We start from the raw sequence: 18,927 nt of genomic DNA on the forward strand, positions 1-18,927 counted from the left end.
CGAGAAGGGGATGCGAATGAAAGAAGAATATAATTATACCTTGACTGTCCCGCTGCATGATCTGGCAGAAGCAGAGGTCCTTCTTGCCGAAATCCAGGCAGATAACCCGCAGATGAGACTCAGCAGAAAACCTGACAGCAGAGGCAGTGCCCGGTTTTATCTCTGTTTTCCGTACGCCGGCACGCGAACGGATCTGCGCTTTAAGGAGTGGTTTACCTCGCGGAACAGCAAAAAGTGGGATCTCTTCGGCCCTAATTACGGGGTCTGGGGCTTAGCCTGAGTGCAGGCTGGCCGGGACTGCAGAACTTTTTTAATCTGGTATCCTATTGTATCCAGTCGAATTGGTTTGGTTATATAACCGTCCATGCCCGCAGCCAGACATTTCTCCCGATCATCTTCTATGGCGTGGGCAGTCATTGCAATAATCGGTATGTGTCTGCCGGTATTTTTTTCGCGCCGGCGGATGGCTCTGGTTGTTTCATGACCATCCATCCCGGGCATCTGGACGTCCATCAGAATCAGATCAAGGGAGGTGTCCTCCGCAGCTTCCAGGGCCTGGAGGCCGTTTTCGGCCGTTGTCACCTGCCATCCCTCGCGTTCCAGCAGAGTAACGGCGAGGGTCCGGTTAATATATTCGTCCTCGACCAGCAGGATGTGAAGCGGTTTTCTTCCCGGTTGGTCCTCCGCAGCGGGTACAATGGTCTTTTCTTTGAGACTTTGCTCGGCAGATTCAGTTCGTCCGGGGGCAAAACGGATGGTAAAATAAAAGGTCGTTCCGATCTCCGGCTTACTGTCGACACAAATCTTCCCGCCCATCATTTCCACGAGTTCACCGGCGATGACCAGGCCGAGTCCTGTGCCTCGCTGGTTGGCGTTCTGGCTGGTGCTGATTTGACTGAATGCCTTGAAAATATTTTGTATTTTTTCCTGGGGGATGCCTATGCCGGTATCCCGGATTTGAAAATGAAGATCGATAAAATCCTGCGGTGTACTGTCCTGGCTCCGGTCCCGGCCCTCGTGCAGGACGGTAAGTCCCACCTTTCCAGCGTTGGTGAACTTTATGCCGTTGCCAACCAGGTTGATCAGTATCTGACTCAGTTTGCCGGCATCGCCGCGCAATATATCCGGAATGTTTTCATTGCAATCGACGGTCAGGTCTATATTTTTTTTCGAGGCACTTACCGCCAGGATCTCCAGGGCTCCGGCGATGGTCTCCCGCAGGCTGAACGGCGCCATGTTCAGCTCGAGCTTTCCGGCTTCTATTTTTGAAAAATCGAGGATGTCGTTGATAAGTTTCAACAGCCTGTCGGCAGAGGAATGTATCATTTCCATATAGGTACGTTTCTGGCCGGAAATATCCGAATGCAGAACCAGATCCGTCAGGCCGAGAATACCGTTCATCGGCGTGCGTATTTCATGGCTCATGTTGGCCAGAAAAATGGACTTATTTTTCTCGACCCGCTCCGCCCGTTCCTTGGCTTTCTGCAACTCATCGACACCACGCTTGCGGTTTAAGGCGTCGCCGATATGGCGGGCGACAAAGGCCATGAGTTCTTTATCTTTTTCGGTATAGATGATCTTGCTGTAACTCTGAATCGCCACAACCCCGGAGATATGGCCAACAAAAAACGGCGCTCCCAGCCAGGAATAGGGCCGGGCTCCGACACATTCGATGCCCTGTTCCGTGCAGATTTGGTCAAAATTTGTCGGGGTGAGCAGCAGTGGCTGCCGGGTTTTGAGTAAATAGCCGGTGATGGAACATTGCTTCTGGTCGAGTTTCCGTTCCGTGCCCTGAAAATGCGCGTCGATTTCATCGACGAAATAGGGGAATTTTATATACCTGCCATCCGGATGCTCCTCCACCAGGGCAATAAAAAAGTTGCGGGCGTAGAGTAAACGGCCTACTTTTTGATGAAGTTTTGCATACAGGTCATCGATATTTTTAGAATAATGGGCCTGTTCGCTGATTTCGTACAGGACGGTGCGCAGCCGGTCCGAATACTCCAGGGCGTGCATGGACTCCTGCAGTTGACCGATGGTTGCCATGCTTTTCAGGCGTGATCCGATTACAGCTGCAATTGTTTGCAAGGTGTCGAGAAACTCTGCCGTAATGCTTACCGGATCAGGACTGCCAAGATACAGCAGGCCGGAGAGTGCCTGGCCGTCAAGAATGGGGACGAGCAAATGGCTTGTGTTGTTTGTCTCTGTGGCAAAAAGAGATGACTGTGCCCCGCCGACCAGCTGGACAGCCGCGCCCGATTCTGTCAGTTGCCTGAGGATCGGGTGATTGGCGGCAATGGTTCCCGGAACATTGGTTTGCCCATTTGTGCTTTGACAAGAGGGTTTTGCGGGAGTGAACCGGCTTGCATGATTTTGCCGGAAATAGATTTCGACAAAAAATGGTCCAAGTTTGGGGAAAATGTTCGAATGCAGAAAATCCGACAATTGATCAACAGTATCGCTTGACCGCTGGCCGATAGTGAGTTCTTTGACAAGCTCGACAATGGCGAGCGTTGGAGCAGTGTAAAGGCTCTTGGTAATATCTTTCATGGAGGCACAGCATCATCGGTTAGTATTCCTACAAGACCGTCCTTGGATGTTCAGGCAAAACAAGGACTCGTTTTCATTTTTCTTGTTATTACAGATAAATCATATCAGAAAATAGTAAAGAGATGAAGGACGTCCCGTCATTTTGCTGGAAATCTTATATTTTTTTAAACATTGGCGGTCTAACCCATTTAAACCGTTATGAAAATGGGGGACTCGGCAATGAACTTTGCCGCTGCTTGTCCGACGATTCCAAGGGAGGCAGGCCGTCTGCGACAGATTGTGCTCCCGTAAAGACAAGCACAATCTCTTCGTTGCCGCGGCGGCAATTATCCTGCTGGTTCCGCTTTTACCGGATTGCTGAGGGTGCCGATTTTTTCTATCTCCACCTCGACGCTATCCCCGTCGTGTAGGGGGCTTACGCCATTCGGCGTGCCGGTGATAATGATGTCGCCGGCTTCAAGGGTGAAATTTTTGCTGATAAACGCGATGATTTCGGGAATTTTAAAGATCATCTGCCGGGTATTGGAGTGCTGCACGACCCGGCCGTTCAGACGACATACTATGTCCAGATTCTGTGGATCGCCGATATCTTCCGGGGTGACGATCCTCGGGCCGATCGGGCCAAAGGTGTCCAGTGATTTTCCCCGGTACCAGCCCGATTTATCGCCCTTTTGCAGGTTGCGCTGACTGATGTCGTTGAAGCAGGTAAAGCCGAGGATGTGCTCCATGGCGCTCTCTGGGGAGAGGTTTTTCACCCGGTCTTTGATGATGATCGCCAGCTCCGCCTCATGATCGGTGCGGCAATCGGCAAAACCGTATTCGGTAAGAAATGCCGGCAGGATGATTGCCTCTCCGGGACCGATCAGCACGTTCGGTGTTTTCGGAAAGAGTACCGGTTCGGTGGGGATCTCGCCGGCCAGGTTACTTTTATCAACCGACTGGCTTTCTTTAATATGTTCCAGATAGTTCAACCCCAGAGCGACAATTTTACTTGGGTTGACCAGATAGTTGCCGCCGCTTGACATGGGCAGGGTTATTTTCATCGGAATCTCCTTGATGGCTTGTTGTTTTGTGCAAGAGTTCTGGACGTCAGCTGTTCGCCCAAAATTGGTTGCCGGGAAGCGCAAAACGAAAGGTACCATATTTCCCGGCAACAAATCATCCTCCTTATTCGGCTATGGAGTACTGGTTTTTTTACGGCCATCCATGATCTTGTAGGCGCAAAATTCACCACACATGGTACATGCGCCGTGCGTGTCTGCAACCTCAGCGGTTGCGCCGCGCCGTGCACGCGCCAGGGGCGGATCCAGGGCGAGTGCATATTGCTTCTCCCAATCCAGGGCCTGGCGTGCTTTGGAGATGGCGATATCCCGTTCGATCGCCCCGGGGATGCCTTTTACGATATCAGCGGCATGACCTGCCAGCCGCGTGGCCATTACGCCATCATGAACGTCCTGGGAGGTGGGGAGACAGAGGTGTTCACTGGGCGTGACATAGCAGAGAAAATCGGCACCGGCGCTCGCCGCGACGGCACCACCGATGGCGCTGGTAATGTGGTCGTAACCCGGGGCAATATCGGTCACCAGCGGGCCAAGCACATAAAAGGGTGCTCCGTGACAAATGCGTTTCTGGAGCTTTATATTCGCCTCGATCTGGTTAAGCGGCACATGACCTGGGCCTTCGATCATCACCTGAATCCCCTGATCCCAGGCTCTCTGCGTGAGCTCGCCCAGAAGAAGCAGCTCGTGGATCTGCGCTCTGTCCGTGGCATCGGCTATGCAGCCAGGGCGAAAACCGTCGCCCAGGGAGAGGGTTGCATCATAGGGTTTTACCAGTTCCAGCAGGCGGTCATAATATTCGTAGAGTGGGTTTTCCGCCCCGTTATGCGCCATCCAGGCGCAGGTGAAGGAGCCGCCGCGGGATACAACATCGAGCAGCCGACCCTCCCGGTCCATAAACTCAAGGGTCCGCCGGGTTACCCCGCAATGGACAGTAATAAAATCAACCCCGTCATCGAGGTGTTTTTTTATGCCGGCAAAGATGTCGTCGACGGTCATATCGACAATGGCTTTGCCTTTTTTCATTACGGTGTCGCAGGCGGCCTGGTAGAGTGGAACGGAACCGATGCAGATATCTGTTTCGGCGATTATGGCTGCGCGAATTTCGTCAATCGGTCCCCCGGTGGAGAGGTCCATAAGAGCGTCGGCGCCGGCACTCACAGCGACCCGGGCCTTTTCCAACTCGTTATCGATACTGGTGTCGTCTTTGCTCGTGCCGATATTGGCATTGACCCGGGTTCTTATTCCCGCACCTACCGCCAGCGGTTTGCCGTTGAGGTGGACATTGTTATGACAGATAATGGCTGTGCCCCTGGCAATATTGTCCCGCAGGGTTTCAGGGGCGATGGCGGCTTCCCTCGCCGCTTCCTGCATAGTCTCGGTGATCTTCCCTTCCCGGGCGTATTCCATCTGGGTTTTCATTGTCGGCAATTCCTCTTGTTTTGACGAAAAAAAAAGATCGCAGGAAGCGGTCTTTCAAGAGGAGCAGGCTGGCAGGCGCTCAATTGGTCCGTTCCCTACGCCGGTATCAACCGGATCAGGTTCAAAGGGTCACTCCGCTGTCGCGGAATTCTCAGTCCGTAGACTCCCCCAGGCTTTTATGCAAATATGTTTGGTGATTGCCACTCAACCCAAGCTGTATGGGCTAAGAGATGCCCTTTGCACGGGACGCCATAAACCCATCCCTGGGGGCTTGACCGCAGCCATCCAGGCTGCGGAACACCCGTGCAAAGGGCATCTCATAGCCCTCTGGATTTTCTAAGCTGAACTTTAGTGGTAATCACGTTCTGCTGTGAAAATTACCCTGTCCGGGCAGGGCCGTCAAGCGTTTCCGCCCGCGCTCAACCGGAAGAGCTTGCGTCGTGTTTTCGGGATGCATACATAATTCCTTAAGCGATTCATTGTGAAAGAGCAGGTTGTGTGTATGACATCCAACACCAAAAGAGGAGTTTATTATGGTACTGACACCTTCCACTATGCAGGAACTGGGGATGAAAGCCCCGGATTTTACCCTTCCCGATCCCCAGGGAAAATCGTATGCACTTGCCGATGTGTCAATTGACCGGGGATTGCTGGTCATCTTCATGTGCAATCACTGCCCATACGTCATCCATATTCGCCCGAAACTGGTAGAGAACATTCGAGCCTACCAGAAGCAGGGAATTACCGTCGTCGCCATCAACAGCAACGATTTCAGTGCCTATCCCGATGATAATCCGAAAAATATGCAGCTTGACTCCCAAAAATACGGCTACACTTTCCCCTATCTGGTCGATGAACAGCAGCAGGCGGCAAAAACCTACGGAGCGGCCTGTACACCGGACTTTTTCCTCTTTGATGCGCAGCAAAAGCTGGTGTATCGGGGACAGTTTGACAGTGCGAGGCCGGGAAACAACGAACCGATCACCGGGAAAGACCTTTCTGCCGCCGTTGACCAGTTGATCGCCGGCGGCCCGGTGACGGTGGACCAGCGGCCCAGCATGGGGTGTAATATAAAATGGAAACCGGGCAATGAGCCGGTTTATTTCAAACCAAAGTAAGATCGCGGCGGAAAACCGGAAATCGGCAAAGAGCCCCGTATGCAAGCGGCTTGAAACAATCGATCGCTTCCGGTATGCTGCGTGAAATCGTCGCCAACCGCACCTTCACCCACCAGGGGATCAATTGCAATGGATCATAAAACGGCCGGCAGCCTTCATGTACGAACCAAGACCTGGATCGAAAATGACCGTCAGGAACTTCTTTTCGGTAAAGGAAAAACCGAGATCCTCGAGCTTATCGAGCAGGAAGGATCCATTGCCAAGGCGGCGGAAAAAATGGGCATGAACTACAAAAAAGCCTGGACCCATGTCAAAATCCTCCGCGAAAACATTGCTGATGAACTGGTTGTCGCACAAAAAGGAGGAGGGGAGACGGGCGGCACGGTTCTGACTCCAAAGGCAGGTGATCTGATACAAAAATATCGCCGACTGCAGCAAGAGATAGAAAACTTTGCCAATAAACGATTCAGGGAGCTGTTTTATCCAGAAGAGCACTCCGGTTAATCGAATGAACCGCCCAACGCAGAATATCCCTTCCTGCCGACGCATAACTGCCTCTGTCTTCACATAAAAACAAATATGCAATATTTGCATATTTGTTTCTCCTCTGGTATATTCCCCCTCGATATTTCATTGTACGGAGTCTGCGTGATAAAGTGACGACGCAGATTCCGGTGATATGTGCTCAACTACCTTCACTATAATCTGGAGATCACTCTCATGACGCAGATGTTGACGATGACGATCAATGGCAATGCGGTCGATTTTGTTCCGGGAAAGACGGTCCTTGAGGTGTGTCAGGACCAGGGCATTCCCATTCCGACCATGTGCCATGATGCACGACTGAAACCCTATGGGGGCTGCCGACTCTGTCTGGTCGAGGTAAAAGGCGCCCCCAAACCTCTTACCTCCTGCACCACCCCGGCGGCAAGCGGCATGGTGGTCACCACCGAAAGCCCTCGTCTTACCAGGCTGCGCAAGACGATCATCGAACTGCTCCTGTCCAACCATCCCAATGACTGCATGTGTTGTGAAGCAGCGGGCAACTGCACTCTCCAGGAAATGGCCTATCAGTATAATGCCGATATGAAAAAATACCCCGGGGAACAGTGGGCACTGCCCATCCGGGAAGATAATCCCTTTATCACTTTTGAAGCAAACAAATGTATTGTCTGCGGCCGCTGCACGCGGATCTGCAATGAGGTGGTGATGGCCGGGACCATCGATATGACCGGACGCGGCTTCAATGCCATCCCCGACACCGCTTTTTCCAGGCCCCGGAGCCTGCAAAACTGTGAATTCTGCGGCCAGTGTGTCTCTGCCTGTCCCACCGGTGCCTTGACGGATCGAAAGAGCAGGGGGTTGGGCCGGTCCTCGGAAGTGACCAGGGTCAAAACCACCTGCTCGTATTGTGGCACCGGCTGCAATTTTTTCCTGAAAGTCCGGGACGACAGGGTGATCGGGGTCGAGTCCGATTACGATGCACCGGTCAATAAGGGCAATCTCTGTATTAAAGGGCGGTACGGGTACGACTTTATTCATCACAAGGATCGGATTACCACCCCGCTGATCAGGGAAGGGGACGGCTATCGGGAGGCATCCTGGGATGAGGCCCTTGAGCTGTGCGCCACGAAATTCAAGCAGCTCATCAAGGATTACGGCGCGGACACGGTCGGCGGTTTTTCTTCGTCAAGATGTACCAATGAGGAAAATTATCTCCTGGCCAAATGGGTCCGGACCGCGGTCGGCTCGAACAACGTCGATAACTGCGCTCGGGTCTGACACGCTCCTACCGTGGCCGGTCTGGCCACAAGCCTTGGTGCAGGTGCTGCAACCAATTCTCTCGCCCAGATGCCTGGGATGGATGTCCTGTTTTTGTTCGGCTCCAACCCGACGGAGGCCCACCCTATTGTCTCGCTGTATCTGAAAGAGGCAATAAGCAACGGGGCCAAGCTGATCGTCAGCGATCCGCGGAAGACCTGGATGGCGGAGCGAGCCGATGTCTGGATGAATTTAAAACCGGGCAGCAATATCGCCCTGTTAAACGGCCTGATCAATGTCATTATTGAAAATGGCTGGGAAAATAAAGAGTTTATTGCCAAGAGGACAGAGGATTTCGATGAGTTGAAGGCCAAAGTGGCCGAATATGACCTCGATCGGGTGGAAAAGCTGACCGGGGTTGCCCGGGAGAAAATCATCGAAGCCGCCAGGACCTATGCCCATGCCGACAAGGCGATGATCGTCTATGGCCTGGGGGTGACCGAGCATCGGACCGGGACCGAAAACGCCATGGCTATCGCCAATCTGGCCCTGGTCTGCGGGCAGATAGGGCGTCCGTCCACCGGTATTATGGCGCTCAGGGGACAAAACAACGTCCAGGGCGCCTCCGATCTTGGTCCTCTGCCCGCCACCCTGCCGGGCTACCAGTCGGTTACTGATGAGAAGGTTCGCGATAAGTTTGAAAAAGCCTGGGGCAGGAAGATCAAAAAAGAGCCGGGACTGAAGTCGGTTGAGATGCTCGATGAATGCGTGCGGGGTAAGTTCAAAGGCATTTTCATCCTCGGCGAGGACCCGGCCCAGACCGATCCGGATCTGACCCATGTGCGCAAAGCCCTCGAATCGGTTGAGTTTTTAGTGGTTCAGGATATCTTCCATACCGAGACAACCCGCTTTGCCGATGTTATTTTGCCGGGGGCAAGTTTTGCCGAGAAGGACGGCACCTTCACCAACGGCGAAAGACGGATCCAGCGGGTGCGAAAAGCGATCCCGCCGCTTGCCGGTATGGCCGAATGGGAGGTTCTCTGCAAGCTCTCGACCCTGATGGGCTATCCTCTGTCCTATGCCGATCCTGCGGCAATCATGGACGAGATCGCCTCGCTGGTGCCGATTTACGGTGGTATCAGCTATGACCGGCTGGAAAAGCGCGGCATTCAGTGGCCCTGTCCGACTAAAGATCATCCGGGGACAACCACGCTGTACACCGATCTCTTTGCCCGGGCCAATGGACTGGCTGCCTTTATGGCCCTGGATCATATTGGCTCTGGCGAGGTGGCGGATGAACAATACCCGCTGGTGCTTATAACCGGTCGAATCCGTGAGCATTACAACAACGGCTCGATGACCAGAAGGTCCCATGGCATTGCCCAGATCGTCCCGGCGGAGCGGGTGGAGATAAGTCCTCAGGATGCCGAAGCGCTCGGTATACAAGACAGGAACTGGGTGACGGTATCGTCTCGAAGAGGCGCGGTGAAGGTTCGGGCGAAAGTCACCAACCGTTCCCAGCAGGGGAATGTCTTTATGACCTTCCATCATGAGGACGCCCTGACCAATGTTCTCACTTCCGGCTTCCGGGATCCAATTTCGGGGACGCCGGAGTATAAATCCTGCGCCGTTCGTATCGACAAGGTTGTGGAGGCGGCAACAGCCTGAGAGTTATTTTAAAAAAGGCCTTGATGGGTGAGCCGCATCAAGGCCTTACTGTTTTTCCAGCCATGAGAATCCTTACCGGCAAGGGGTTATTTGTCATCCCTGCGGGATTTCATTGCGTTTGAACCGCGGGTGACGGTGGCGATACCGACTCCCAGTTTTTCGGCAATCTGCCGCTGCGGTACCCCCTGTTCCAGCATCTCAAAGATCTGCAGACGGTTTGCCACATCAAGCAGTTCATTGGCGGTGAGAAGGTGGCGCAAAGCCTTTTCCATCTCGTCCGCAGTCTTCTGGGCAAGCAAATGATTGACTAAATGAGAAATGTATTTTACTGTCGCTTTCATGTACTAGTATACTAGTACGAACTGATAGGGAGTCAACTTTTTTCTCGTCGTGCCCGGTCTTCTAGAGGGATCAGGCACGACGTTAATTTTTGTCGTGGACGTCGGCAATTGTAATGTTCCAGGATTTACTGCAATACACCTTTTCCGGGATGACGAGCGGGGCGATCTATGCTCTCATTGCCCTCGGATTCTGTGTGGTCAACAACACCATGGGGATTGTCAACTTTGTCCAGGTTGACTTCGTCACCCTGGGCGGCATGCTGATGTTCTCCTGCCTGTTCAGTGCCGGGCTCCCGGTTGTACCGGGCCTCCTTCTGGCGGTCGCCGGGGTCGCTGTTGTCGCCATGATCGTCGAACGACTCGGTTTGCGTCCGGCCAGATCGGACAACCACCTGGTGCTGATCTTTCTCACCGTCGGCATCTCTATTATTCTGCGCGGCATTATCAAACTGATCTGGGGGAAAAACCGGATGGCCTTACCGCCGCTGACTCCCGACCAGCCAATTAATATTATGGGCGCGAGTGTGCTGCCCCAGGCGCTGTGGATCCTGCTGCTGACTGTTATCGCCATTGCTCTGCTTACCTGGTTTTTCTACCGGACCTCTCTCGGCCTCTCCATGCGGGCGGTCGCTTCGAACCCTACCGCCGCGGCCGTAGTCGGCATCCCGGCGGGGCGGGTGCGCCTGACCAGTTATGCCATTGCCGGTGCTCTGGGTGGCCTTGCCGGAGTGCTGGTGACGCCGATTACCACCCTGAACTATGATGTTGGCGTGTTGCTCGGTCTGAAGGGGTTTGCCGCCGCGATCCTGGGTGGTTTCGGGTCTTTTCCGGGGGCTATTTTCGGCGGGCTGGGGCTGGGGCTCCTGGAATCCCTTTCCGCTGGCTATGTTTCCAGTGCCTATAAGGATGTCGTTGCTTTTGTTGTTTTACTGCTGGTGTTGTTTGTGAGACCCAAAGGATTACTGGGCAAATGATGGCGTCGTAAAAATTCCCCAAAGGGGATAGCAATCTTCATCTGCGTCGTTGTTACAATTTTTCTATCATTACGACGTACTCTAGTACGCCGAAATAATAGAAAAATCTTACGCCTCGCATATGAAGCTTTTTACTTAGCCAAGCCGATTTTATTTTTTTGCGGGATAAACTGGTTCCCATGCGCTGCATGAGAACCAGCTGGTACAAATAGCTCTATTATATAATGAGATTTAAAGGATATTATGAATAAAGAACTCATGATGGGCAACGATGCAATCGCCAGGGGTCTGCTTGAAGCGGGCTGTCAGGTTGCTGCAGCGTATCCCGGGACGCCGTCCACGGAGATCCTCCAAAGTGTCATCAACCGGAAGGACCAGGCGGTAAACCCGCTGCATATTGAATGGTCGGTCAATGAAAAAATCGCCTTTGAAGTTGCCCTGGCCGCCAGTTATACCGGCAAGCGATCGGTTGCGGTGATGAAACAGGTCGGCCTCAACGTTGCTGCCGACCCCTTTATGCGCACCGCGTACCTTGGCGTAAAAGGCGGCATGCTGACCGTCGTGGCCGACGATCCCGGCCCGCACAGTTCGCAAAACGAGCAGGATACCAGGCTGTTCTGCCTGCAGGGGCGCGTTCCGGTGCTCGATCCTTCAAGCCCTGCCGAGGCCAAGGCGATGATCGGACCGGCCTACCAGCTCTCGGAAAAATATGAAATGAACATCGTGCTGCGCCCGACCACCCGTGTCTGCCACTCACGGCAAAGTGTCGCGCTCGCCGAACCGGTCAAACTTGACAGGATCGCAGCTTTTGTGCCGGACACCGGCCGCTGGTGTGCCACCCCGGCGTTTCTGCCCGGTCTGCACCGCAGTCTCAATGCCAAACTTGAGCAGATAGCCCAGGAGCCGCACTGGCAGCCGCGCCTGCTTGTCGGCGATGAGAGCCGGCCAAGGGTTGCCCTGGTTGCCTCCGGTATCGCCCATGCCAACCTTGTTGATCTGCTGGAGGAATTAGGCTTAAGCGGGACCATCGATCTCTATCAGGTATTGATGCCGTACCCGCTCAATCCACAATTTGTCGAGCATTTACAACAGGACTACGATCGACTGCTTGTCGTGGAAGAGACCTACCCGGTCATCGAGCTGCAGCTTGCCCATCCCGGCGCCTGCGGCAAACAGACCGGGGCGGTGCCGCGGGAGGGAGAGCTGACCCCCGATGTCCTCTACCAGGCCCTGGCCGCCTTTCTCGGTCTTGATACCCCGCCGACGATGGCCGCACCGGGGAGGGGCCAACGTCCTTCTCTGTGTCCCGGCTGTCCCCATCGCGCCGCCTTCTACTCGATTAAAAAGACCTTCCCCGACGGGATATTCCCATCCGATATAGGCTGCTATACCCTGGGGATGAACCTTGATGCGGTCCACACCGTCCATTGCATGGGCGCCTGCATCAGCCAGGGTGCCGGTTTTCACCAGGCCTACAAGCAGGATGGCGGCCGCGTGCCGACGGTGGTTGTCACCATCGGCGATTCGACTTTCTTTCATGCCGGGGTTCCCGCCCTCATTAACGCCGTCCTCCAGGATGCCCGGATCATTGTGGTGATACTCGACAATGCCACCGCGGCGATGACCGGCGGCCAGCCTGTGCCGCATATGGGCTCTACCGCCGACGGCAGAAAAACGAAAATCATTGCCATTGAACCGCTGGTCAAAGCCGCCGGGGTTGATTTTATCGAAAGCTGCGATCCGTACCAGCACGACCGCTTCGAAAATTTACTGAAAAAAGCCGATGCCCACACCCGCAGCGAAGATGGCGGCGTCGCCGTGCTTATCTCCCGCCATGGCTGCCTGATGGATCCGCAGGTGCGGAAAATGCAGGAGGCCCCGGCAGTAATCATCACCGAAGACTGCATAGGCTGTGGTCAATGTGTTGAGGATTTTGAATGTCCGGCCCTGTCGATGGACGAGGAAAATGGCATCGCCCGGGTCGATCCTGATCGTTGCCACGGCTGCGGAACCTGTATCCCGGTATGTCCGGCGCAGGCAATTGTCCGAAAGGAGGAGCTATGAAACAGCAGATAGTCGTCAGCGGCATCGGTGGCCAGGGTGTGCTTTTTCTGACCAGGGTCATTGCCCAGGTTGCCGTTGATCGAGGCATTCCTGTGCTCACCTCGGAAAGTCACGGCATGGCCCAGCGCGGTGGTACCGTTCTGTCCACCCTCAAGGTGGGAAATTTTGCCGCTCCCTTGATCCGCACCGGTCAGGCGGATGTGGCCCTGTTGCTCTTTGAAGCAAACCTTGCCGTCCATCGAGCCCTGGTAAAAGATGATGGTGAATTGCTTATCAATTCAGACAGGGAAGGGGAAGGGGACCGCATCGACGGCTCGGGCATAGCACGCAAAATGGGCAACGCGGTGCTTTCCAACCTGGTTCTGCTTGGCCGGGCGGTGAGTAAAAACGCGCTTTTTTGCACTGAAGAGGAGTGTATCGCCGCTATTGGCAAGCTTGCTCCGGCCAAATTTATCGAGCAAAATCTCCAGGCTTTTCGTATCGGCGTACAAAGCTTACAACAATGATGTCTGCACGCGATAAATGTATTTATTTCATTTCTCTGCACCGGACCGGGCTGACGGTAAGCCTGCTGACGGCGGCCCTGCTGCTCTATCCGCTCTATGAGGATAATCCCTACACCCTGGGCATCACCAACCTGATTGCCATCAACACTATGGTGGTCCTGGGCCTCAATCTCTTTATCGGGTATACCGGACAGATCTCCCTCGGCCATGCCGCCTTCTTCGGCCTTGGCGCCTACGGTTCGGCGATCTCCACGGCAACCTATGGGCTGTCTCCCTGGCCGGCGATGCTCCTCGTTGCCCTGCTGGTCGGCCTTGTCGCCCTGTTGATCGGGGTGCCCATCCTGCGCCTATCCGGGCATTATCTGGCCATGGCCACCCTTGGGTTCAATTTCGTGGTGCACAGCGTGCTTCTTGAGTGGGATGAAATGACCGGCGGACCCAGCGGTTTTTCCGGTATCCCTTATCTGGGCGTTGGTGATTTCTCTTTTGATAATGAAGTACGCCTGCATTATCTGCTCTGGGGTTTTACCCTGATGGGCCTGCTGCTCAGTCTCAACCTGGTGCGCAGCGGGGTCGGCCGCGGGCTTGCCGCGCTGGCTGAAGATGAAACCGCCGCCGCCGCACTGGGCGTCAATACCCGCAATGCCAAGATCAAGGTGTTTGTCCTGTCGGCGGTAATGGCTTCGATCGCCGGCAGCCTCTTTGCCCATTGTTATACTTTTATCAGTCCGGATTCCTTCGGGATATTTACCTCCACGGATATGGTCATCATGGTGGTTGTCGGCGGGATGGGATCGATTTGGGGCTCCCTGTTCGGGGCCGGACTCCTCACCTTACTGCCCGAAGTAATAGGTATTTTTGAAACCTATAAGGATTTTGTCCATGGCATAATCCTGGTGCTGGTGCTGATGTTTCTGCCCCAGGGACTGGTCACCGGTCTTGTCGATATGGTCAGGGTACGGCTGGCCCTGCGCCGGCGGGAGGCCCAATAATGCTGCAGCTCATGTCGGTATGCAAAAATTTTGGTGGCCTGCCGGCCCTGGGCCATGTCAGCTTTCAGGTGCCCCATGGCCGGGTGACCGCCCTTATCGGCCCGAATGGCGCGGGAAAATCGACGCTCATCAATTGTATAACCGGGGTGCTGAGTGCAACCAGCGGCTCGGTGCTCTTCAAGGGCAAAGAGATTGCCGGTCAGCCGGCCCATGCTATCAGCCGGCTGGGGATCAGCCGCACCTTTCAGAATCTGCGGCTTTTTCCCCGCCTCAGTGTCCTCGATAACGTGCTGACCGGTCTGACCTGCGAGGGGGGACAATCCATGGCCATGGCCATGCTGCGGCTGCCGTATCTTCGCCATCGCGAACGACAGTTAAAGCTGCGCGCACTCGAAGCCCTGGACCGCTTCGGACTGAGCGATAAGAGCAGCTGGCCGGCGGGAGTTCTTGCCTATGGCGACAAAAAGAGGGTTGAACTGGCCAGGGCCACCGTGGGCCAGCCTGATCTGCTGCTGCTGGACGAACCGGTGGCCGGTTTAAACGGGGAAGAAACCTTCGTCGTCGGTGAGCAGCTCAAACACCTGCGCCGGGCAGGACACACCCTGCTGTTGGTGGAGCATGACATGGATCTGGTGATGCGGATCGCCGACCAGGTCGTGGTCCTTGACAGCGGCAGGTGTATTGCCGCCGGTACCCCGGAGGAGGTGCGGCGCAACCCGCTGGTGCTGGAAGCGTATCTCGGCCGGATGGAGGCTGTCGCCTGATGCTGAAAATTAACAATCTCTCCGCCCATTACGGCGCCGCCCAGGCCCTTTACGGCATCGACATGACCATCGCTGCCGGGGAAACCGTGGCGCTTGTCGGCGCCAATGGCGCCGGGAAGAGCACCCTGCTGAAATGTCTGCTCGGGCTGCAGAAACCAAGTGGCGGCACTATTTCCTTGGACGAAAAAGATATCACCGGAACAAGTCCTGCCAGAATGGTGCAGCTCGGGGTCGCTCTCTCTCCGGAAGGGCGTGAAGTCTTTGGCAATCTTTCGGTCTTTGAAAACCTGCAGCTGGGCGCTATTCCCTTAAAACTCGGCAAAGCCGAAGAATCCCGGCGCATGGACGAGGTCTATGAGCGCTTCCCGAAACTTAAAGCGAGAAAAAAACAGCAGGCCGGGACCCTGTCCGGGGGCGAACAGCAGATGCTCGCCATGGGCCGGGCGCTGATGGCAAAGCCGCGTCTGCTGCTGCTCGATGAACCGAGCCTGGGACTGGCCCCGCGGATTATGGATGATATTTTTGCCATCATCCGGCAGCTTGCCCGCGGCGGCACGACCATTCTGCTGGTGGAACAAAACGCCGCGCGTGCCCTCTCTGCATCCGACAAAGCCTATCTCCTGGCCAACGGCCGGATCGTCCAGCAGGGAAACAGTGGCGAGCTTTTGAATGATCCCATGCTGCGCGCCGCTTTTCTCGGCGCCGCAAGTGATGAAAACCCTGCCGCCAGTCGACTTGGCGCTGCAGGTCTGACCAATATCCGTTTGGAGAAACCCGCAATGCACACCCCTGATTTTATGCCCGCTTTTCACAATGAACAGGAATTGAAAGACCACCAGTTACGCGGTCTGCAATGGACCGTTGCCCATTGCTATGAAGGTTCTTCGCATTACCGCAAAAAATTCGAAGCGGCCGGGGTCGCTCCCGGCGATATTCAAAGCCTGGAGGACCTGCAAAAACTGCCCTTTACCACCGCCGATGATCTGCGCACCGGCTATCCTTTTCCTCTTCGGGCCGTGCCCTTCGAACAGATTGTCCGGGTGCACGCCAGCTCGGGCACCACCGGAAAAAGAAAGGTACTCAGCTACACGCAAAAGGATCTTGACGATTGGATCAGTATTTTTGCCCGCTGTTACCAGATGGCCGGGGTGACTGCGCTTGACCGGGTTCAGGTCGCGGTTGGCTACGGGGTGTGGACGGCCGGGATGGGATTTCAGCTCGGCTGTGAAAAGATCGGGGCCCTGGCGGTGCCGATTGGACCGGGCAATATCGATATGCAGATCCAGTTTCTCCTCGATTTTCAGTCGACCGTGTTCTGTTCAACCGCCTCCATGGCGCTTCTGATGGCCGAGGAAATTCATCAGCGCGGCATCGCCGACAAAATCAACGTCAAAAAAATTATTTACGGCTCCGAGCGCTCCAGCCGCTCCATGCGCCGGAAAATTTCCGATCTGTTCGGCGGCGCGGAGCTGTTCGACATCACCGGTCTGACCGAGCTCTATGGCCCGGGCACCGGCATCGAGTGTTCCGATCATGACTGTATCCATTACTGGGCGGACTATTATCTGCTGGAGATTCTCGACCCGGACACACTCAAACCCCTGCCTGAGGGGGAATGGGGGGAGATGGTGGTGACCAGCCTCTGCAAGGAGGGAGCCCCGCTTATCCGCTATCGGACCCGCGATATTACCCGCATTATTGGCGGTCCCTGCTCCTGCGGCAGTATCATGCCGCGCCACTCGCGGATCAGGGGGCGCTCCGACGACACGATCAAATTCCGCGGGGTCAATATCTATCCGAGCAGTATCGACACTATCCTCTCCGCTGTGCCCGGCCTGGGCTCCGAGTACCAGATCCATATGCATAGAGACAGCGCCGAACGCGACCATATGAATTTAATAGTCGAACGCGCCGAAGGGGTCGATGGCGGCCGGACAGCGGAACTCATCCACGAGGTGGTCCACCAGATCAAAAAGCAGATCCTGGTCTCGGTCAATACCGAGCTGGTTGATTACGGCACCTTGCCCCGTTCCGAGAGAAAAAGTCAGCGGGTCTTTGATAAACGGATAACAGACGAGATCGTATAACACTACCATCAACAGGAGGAGAGAAACATCAATGAAAAAATTACTAGCCGCACTGACCCTTTTAACGCTGTTTGTCCCGGCTGCCTACGCCGCGGATACCATCAAGCTGGGAGCATTCTTTGATCTCTCCGGCCGGGCTGCATTTATCGGCACGCCCACCAAACTGGTGGCGGAGATGGTGGTGGAAAAAATCAATAATGAGGGGGGGATCAATGGCCGGAAGCTGGAGCTGATCCTGGCCGATACCGAAGCAAACCCGGCCAAAGCAGCGTCGATTGCCAAGAAGTTTATCCATAAGGACAAGGTGGTCGCCATCATCGGCCCCACGCTCACCGATACCGGGATGAACGTTAAAAAAGTCGTCGACAGCGGCAAGACGCCGACCTTTATGACCGTCGGCGGCGATCCGGTTATTATGGGCGGGAAATACGGCCCCTTCAAATATGTCTTTAAATCGCCCCAGCGCTCGAGTATCGCGGTAGAGCGGTTATTTATCTATCTCAAGGAAAAAAACCTCACCAAGATTGCCCTGCTTGCGGCCGCCGACGGCTTTGGCAAGGATGGCGAGCACTGGATGGAAAAACTTGCCCCCACCTACGGCATCGAGATTATCGCCCGGGAATCGTTCGGTACCCGCGATACCGACATGACCGCGCAGCTCACCAAGGTGAAGAATGCTAAACCCCAGGCCATTGTTGCCTGGACCATCGGACCCGCCGGTTCGATCATCGCCAAAAACAAAATGCAGCTGGGCATCGATCTGCCGCTGTTTCAGTGCCATGGCCTGCCCGACCCCAAATATATTGAACTGGCCGGTGCCGCAAGTGAAGGCGACCGGATGCCCGCAACCAAGCTGATGATCGTGAATGAACTGCCCGACAATGACCCGCAGAAAGCGGTTATCCAGGAGTTTGTCAAACTGTATACCGAGAAAGGCTACGACAAGCAGTTCCCGATCAACACCCACTCCGGCTATGCCTGGGACGCCATCATGATGGTCGCCGACGCCATGAAGAAGGTGGGAACGGACAAAGATGCACTGCGCAATGCAATCGAAGCCACCAAAAACTATGTCGGCGTCTCAGGAATCTACAATATCACTCCGGAAGACCATAACGGCCTGGGTGTAGACTCTATGGTGATGGTGCAGGTGAAAGACGGCAGGTTCACACTGGCGAAATAGGCTGGCGCAGCAAACGTTGCATAAGCTCCTGGTTCAAAGAGCCAGGAGCCGCTAACAGGGCCCCGGTCGTTCATCTTTAACGACTCGGGGCTTTGTCATATCCGGACGGTGGGGTAACTTTTCATTTCGACATGTGTACAAGCAGATCGAAGGGACTGGCAACCGGGTTTCGCATATCCTTTACCACATGGGTATAGATCATCGTTGTCTCCACTTTTGCATGGCCCAGATATTCCAGGATCTGTCGCAAATCAACTCCGTTTAACAGCAAATGCGTGGCAAAGGAGTGGCGCATATGCCGAGCTCGGCATATCCGTCACTATGCCGAGTTCCTGACTATGCCGAGTCAATGATCCAACTATTTAATAAATAGGCGTTTAGCCTCTTGTAAACTCGGCATAGTTTTTTATGTCTTTTCCTATGATCCTCTATTCAAAGG

General features: G+C 54.8%; 16 protein-coding genes and 1 riboswitch. Of the genes, 11 read left to right on the plus strand and 5 right to left on the minus strand.

The window, feature by feature from the left end:
- Positions 1-16 precede the first annotated feature (16 nt).
- Positions 17-280, plus strand: a complete 264-nt coding sequence (locus FCL47_RS11430; protein WP_136813623.1) for a hypothetical protein — start codon at positions 17-19, stop codon at positions 278-280.
- On the opposite strand, the gene FCL47_RS11435 is transcribed toward FCL47_RS11430, so the two are convergent.
- The 3 genes from FCL47_RS11435 to thiC all read right to left on the minus strand — a co-directional run bounded on the left by FCL47_RS11435 (position 256) and on the right by thiC (position 5,030).
- Complete coding sequence (locus FCL47_RS11435) at positions 256-2,550, minus strand: response regulator (RefSeq protein WP_136813624.1); 2,295 nt, start codon at positions 2,548-2,550, stop codon at positions 256-258. The two genes, FCL47_RS11430 and FCL47_RS11435, sit on opposite strands and share 25 nt — an antisense overlap.
- A gap of 326 nt (positions 2,551-2,876) precedes the next feature.
- Complete coding sequence (locus tag FCL47_RS11440) at positions 2,877-3,593, minus strand: fumarylacetoacetate hydrolase family protein (RefSeq protein ID WP_136813625.1); 717 nt, start codon at positions 3,591-3,593, stop codon at positions 2,877-2,879.
- A gap of 132 nt (positions 3,594-3,725) precedes the next feature.
- Positions 3,726-5,030, minus strand: coding sequence for a phosphomethylpyrimidine synthase ThiC (gene thiC, locus FCL47_RS11445; RefSeq protein WP_136813626.1), 1,305 nt, complete (start codon positions 5,028-5,030; stop codon positions 3,726-3,728).
- Between the two features lie 75 nt (positions 5,031-5,105).
- Positions 5,106-5,210, minus strand: a riboswitch (TPP riboswitch).
- Between the two features lie 353 nt (positions 5,211-5,563).
- Here thiC and FCL47_RS11450 point away from each other — a divergent pair.
- The 3 genes from FCL47_RS11450 (at position 5,564) to fdhF (ending at position 9,577) form a co-directional block, all read left to right on the plus strand.
- Positions 5,564-6,148 carry a thioredoxin family protein gene (locus tag FCL47_RS11450; RefSeq protein ID WP_136813627.1) on the plus strand — a complete coding sequence of 195 codons (585 nt, stop codon included), beginning with the start codon at positions 5,564-5,566 and terminating at the stop codon, positions 6,146-6,148.
- 129 nt (positions 6,149-6,277) lie between these two features.
- A complete protein-coding gene (locus FCL47_RS11455; protein WP_136813628.1) occupies positions 6,278-6,652 on the plus strand; it encodes a winged helix-turn-helix domain-containing protein in 375 nt (124 codons plus the stop codon).
- A 234-nt stretch (positions 6,653-6,886) separates the two neighbouring features.
- Positions 6,887-9,577 carry a formate dehydrogenase subunit alpha gene (gene fdhF / locus FCL47_RS25060; RefSeq protein WP_240744215.1) on the plus strand — a complete coding sequence of 897 codons (2,691 nt, stop codon included), beginning with the start codon at positions 6,887-6,889 and terminating at the stop codon, positions 9,575-9,577.
- Between the two features lie 86 nt (positions 9,578-9,663).
- Here fdhF and FCL47_RS11465 read toward each other — a convergent pair whose 3' ends face one another.
- A complete protein-coding gene (locus tag FCL47_RS11465) occupies positions 9,664-9,918 on the minus strand; it encodes a Trp family transcriptional regulator (RefSeq protein ID WP_136813629.1) in 255 nt (84 codons plus the stop codon).
- Positions 9,919-10,031: 113 nt separating this feature from the next.
- On the opposite strand from FCL47_RS11465, the gene FCL47_RS11470 reads away from it, so the two are divergent.
- The 7 genes from FCL47_RS11470 (at position 10,032) to FCL47_RS11500 (ending at position 18,488) form a co-directional block, all read left to right on the plus strand.
- Positions 10,032-10,892, plus strand: coding sequence for a branched-chain amino acid ABC transporter permease (locus FCL47_RS11470; protein WP_136813630.1), 861 nt, complete (start codon positions 10,032-10,034; stop codon positions 10,890-10,892).
- A gap of 243 nt (positions 10,893-11,135) precedes the next feature.
- On the plus strand, positions 11,136-12,956 hold the full coding sequence (locus tag FCL47_RS11475; protein ID WP_136813631.1) for a thiamine pyrophosphate-dependent enzyme: 1,821 nt from the start codon (positions 11,136-11,138) through the stop codon (positions 12,954-12,956).
- Positions 12,953-13,462, plus strand: a complete 510-nt coding sequence (locus FCL47_RS11480) for a 2-oxoacid:acceptor oxidoreductase family protein (protein ID WP_136813632.1) — start codon at positions 12,953-12,955, stop codon at positions 13,460-13,462. Before FCL47_RS11475 ends, FCL47_RS11480 begins: the two co-directional genes overlap by 4 nt.
- On the plus strand, positions 13,459-14,454 hold the full coding sequence (locus FCL47_RS11485; protein ID WP_205747291.1) for a branched-chain amino acid ABC transporter permease: 996 nt from the start codon (positions 13,459-13,461) through the stop codon (positions 14,452-14,454). The genes FCL47_RS11480 and FCL47_RS11485 overlap by 4 nt, the downstream gene beginning before the upstream one ends.
- Positions 14,454-15,218: an ABC transporter ATP-binding protein gene (locus FCL47_RS11490; protein ID WP_136813633.1), complete on the plus strand. Its 765-nt coding sequence runs from the start codon at positions 14,454-14,456 to the stop codon at positions 15,216-15,218. The genes FCL47_RS11485 and FCL47_RS11490 overlap by 1 nt, the downstream gene beginning before the upstream one ends.
- A complete protein-coding gene (locus tag FCL47_RS25065) occupies positions 15,218-17,305 on the plus strand; it encodes an ATP-binding cassette domain-containing protein (protein ID WP_136813634.1) in 2,088 nt (695 codons plus the stop codon). Before FCL47_RS11490 ends, FCL47_RS25065 begins: the two co-directional genes overlap by 1 nt.
- Positions 17,306-17,336: 31 nt before the next feature.
- Complete coding sequence (locus FCL47_RS11500) at positions 17,337-18,488, plus strand: ABC transporter substrate-binding protein (RefSeq protein WP_136813635.1); 1,152 nt, start codon at positions 17,337-17,339, stop codon at positions 18,486-18,488.
- 121 nt (positions 18,489-18,609) lie between these two features.
- Here FCL47_RS11500 and FCL47_RS11505 read toward each other — a convergent pair whose 3' ends face one another.
- On the minus strand, positions 18,610-18,783 hold the full coding sequence (locus tag FCL47_RS11505; protein ID WP_136813636.1) for a tyrosine-type recombinase/integrase: 174 nt from the start codon (positions 18,781-18,783) through the stop codon (positions 18,610-18,612).
- Between the last annotated feature and the right edge of the window lie 144 nt (positions 18,784-18,927).

The sequence above is a fragment of the Desulfopila sp. IMCC35006 genome, assembly GCF_005116645.1.
GTDB lineage: Bacteria > Desulfobacterota > Desulfobulbia > Desulfobulbales > Desulfocapsaceae > Desulforhopalus_A.

What these genes read in the sequence shown, in the direction of transcription:
- FCL47_RS11430 (WP_136813623.1), top strand. Translation starts at nt 17, where the DNA reads ATGAAAGAAGAATATAATTATACCTTGACTGTCCCGCTGCATGATCTG.
- FCL47_RS11440 (WP_136813625.1), bottom strand. Translation starts at nt 3,593, where the DNA reads ATGAAAATAACCCTGCCCATGTCAAGCGGCGGCAACTATCTGGTCAAC.
- FCL47_RS11475 (WP_136813631.1), top strand. Translation starts at nt 11,136, where the DNA reads ATGAATAAAGAACTCATGATGGGCAACGATGCAATCGCCAGGGGTCTG.
- FCL47_RS11500 (WP_136813635.1), top strand. Translation starts at nt 17,337, where the DNA reads ATGAAAAAATTACTAGCCGCACTGACCCTTTTAACGCTGTTTGTCCCG.
- FCL47_RS25065 (WP_136813634.1), top strand. Translation starts at nt 15,218, where the DNA reads ATGCTGAAAATTAACAATCTCTCCGCCCATTACGGCGCCGCCCAGGCC.
- FCL47_RS11465 (WP_136813629.1), bottom strand. Translation starts at nt 9,918, where the DNA reads ATGAAAGCGACAGTAAAATACATTTCTCATTTAGTCAATCATTTGCTT.
- FCL47_RS11435 (WP_136813624.1), bottom strand. Translation starts at nt 2,550, where the DNA reads ATGAAAGATATTACCAAGAGCCTTTACACTGCTCCAACGCTCGCCATT.
- FCL47_RS11450 (WP_136813627.1), top strand. Translation starts at nt 5,564, where the DNA reads ATGGTACTGACACCTTCCACTATGCAGGAACTGGGGATGAAAGCCCCG.
- FCL47_RS11455 (WP_136813628.1), top strand. Translation starts at nt 6,278, where the DNA reads ATGGATCATAAAACGGCCGGCAGCCTTCATGTACGAACCAAGACCTGG.
- FCL47_RS11490 (WP_136813633.1), top strand. Translation starts at nt 14,454, where the DNA reads ATGCTGCAGCTCATGTCGGTATGCAAAAATTTTGGTGGCCTGCCGGCC.
- FCL47_RS11485 (WP_205747291.1), top strand. Translation starts at nt 13,459, where the DNA reads ATGATGTCTGCACGCGATAAATGTATTTATTTCATTTCTCTGCACCGG.
- FCL47_RS11470 (WP_136813630.1), top strand. Translation starts at nt 10,032, where the DNA reads ATGTTCCAGGATTTACTGCAATACACCTTTTCCGGGATGACGAGCGGG.
- FCL47_RS11505 (WP_136813636.1), bottom strand. Translation starts at nt 18,783, where the DNA reads ATGCGCCACTCCTTTGCCACGCATTTGCTGTTAAACGGAGTTGATTTG.
- thiC (WP_136813626.1), bottom strand. Translation starts at nt 5,030, where the DNA reads ATGAAAACCCAGATGGAATACGCCCGGGAAGGGAAGATCACCGAGACT.
- FCL47_RS11480 (WP_136813632.1), top strand. Translation starts at nt 12,953, where the DNA reads ATGAAACAGCAGATAGTCGTCAGCGGCATCGGTGGCCAGGGTGTGCTT.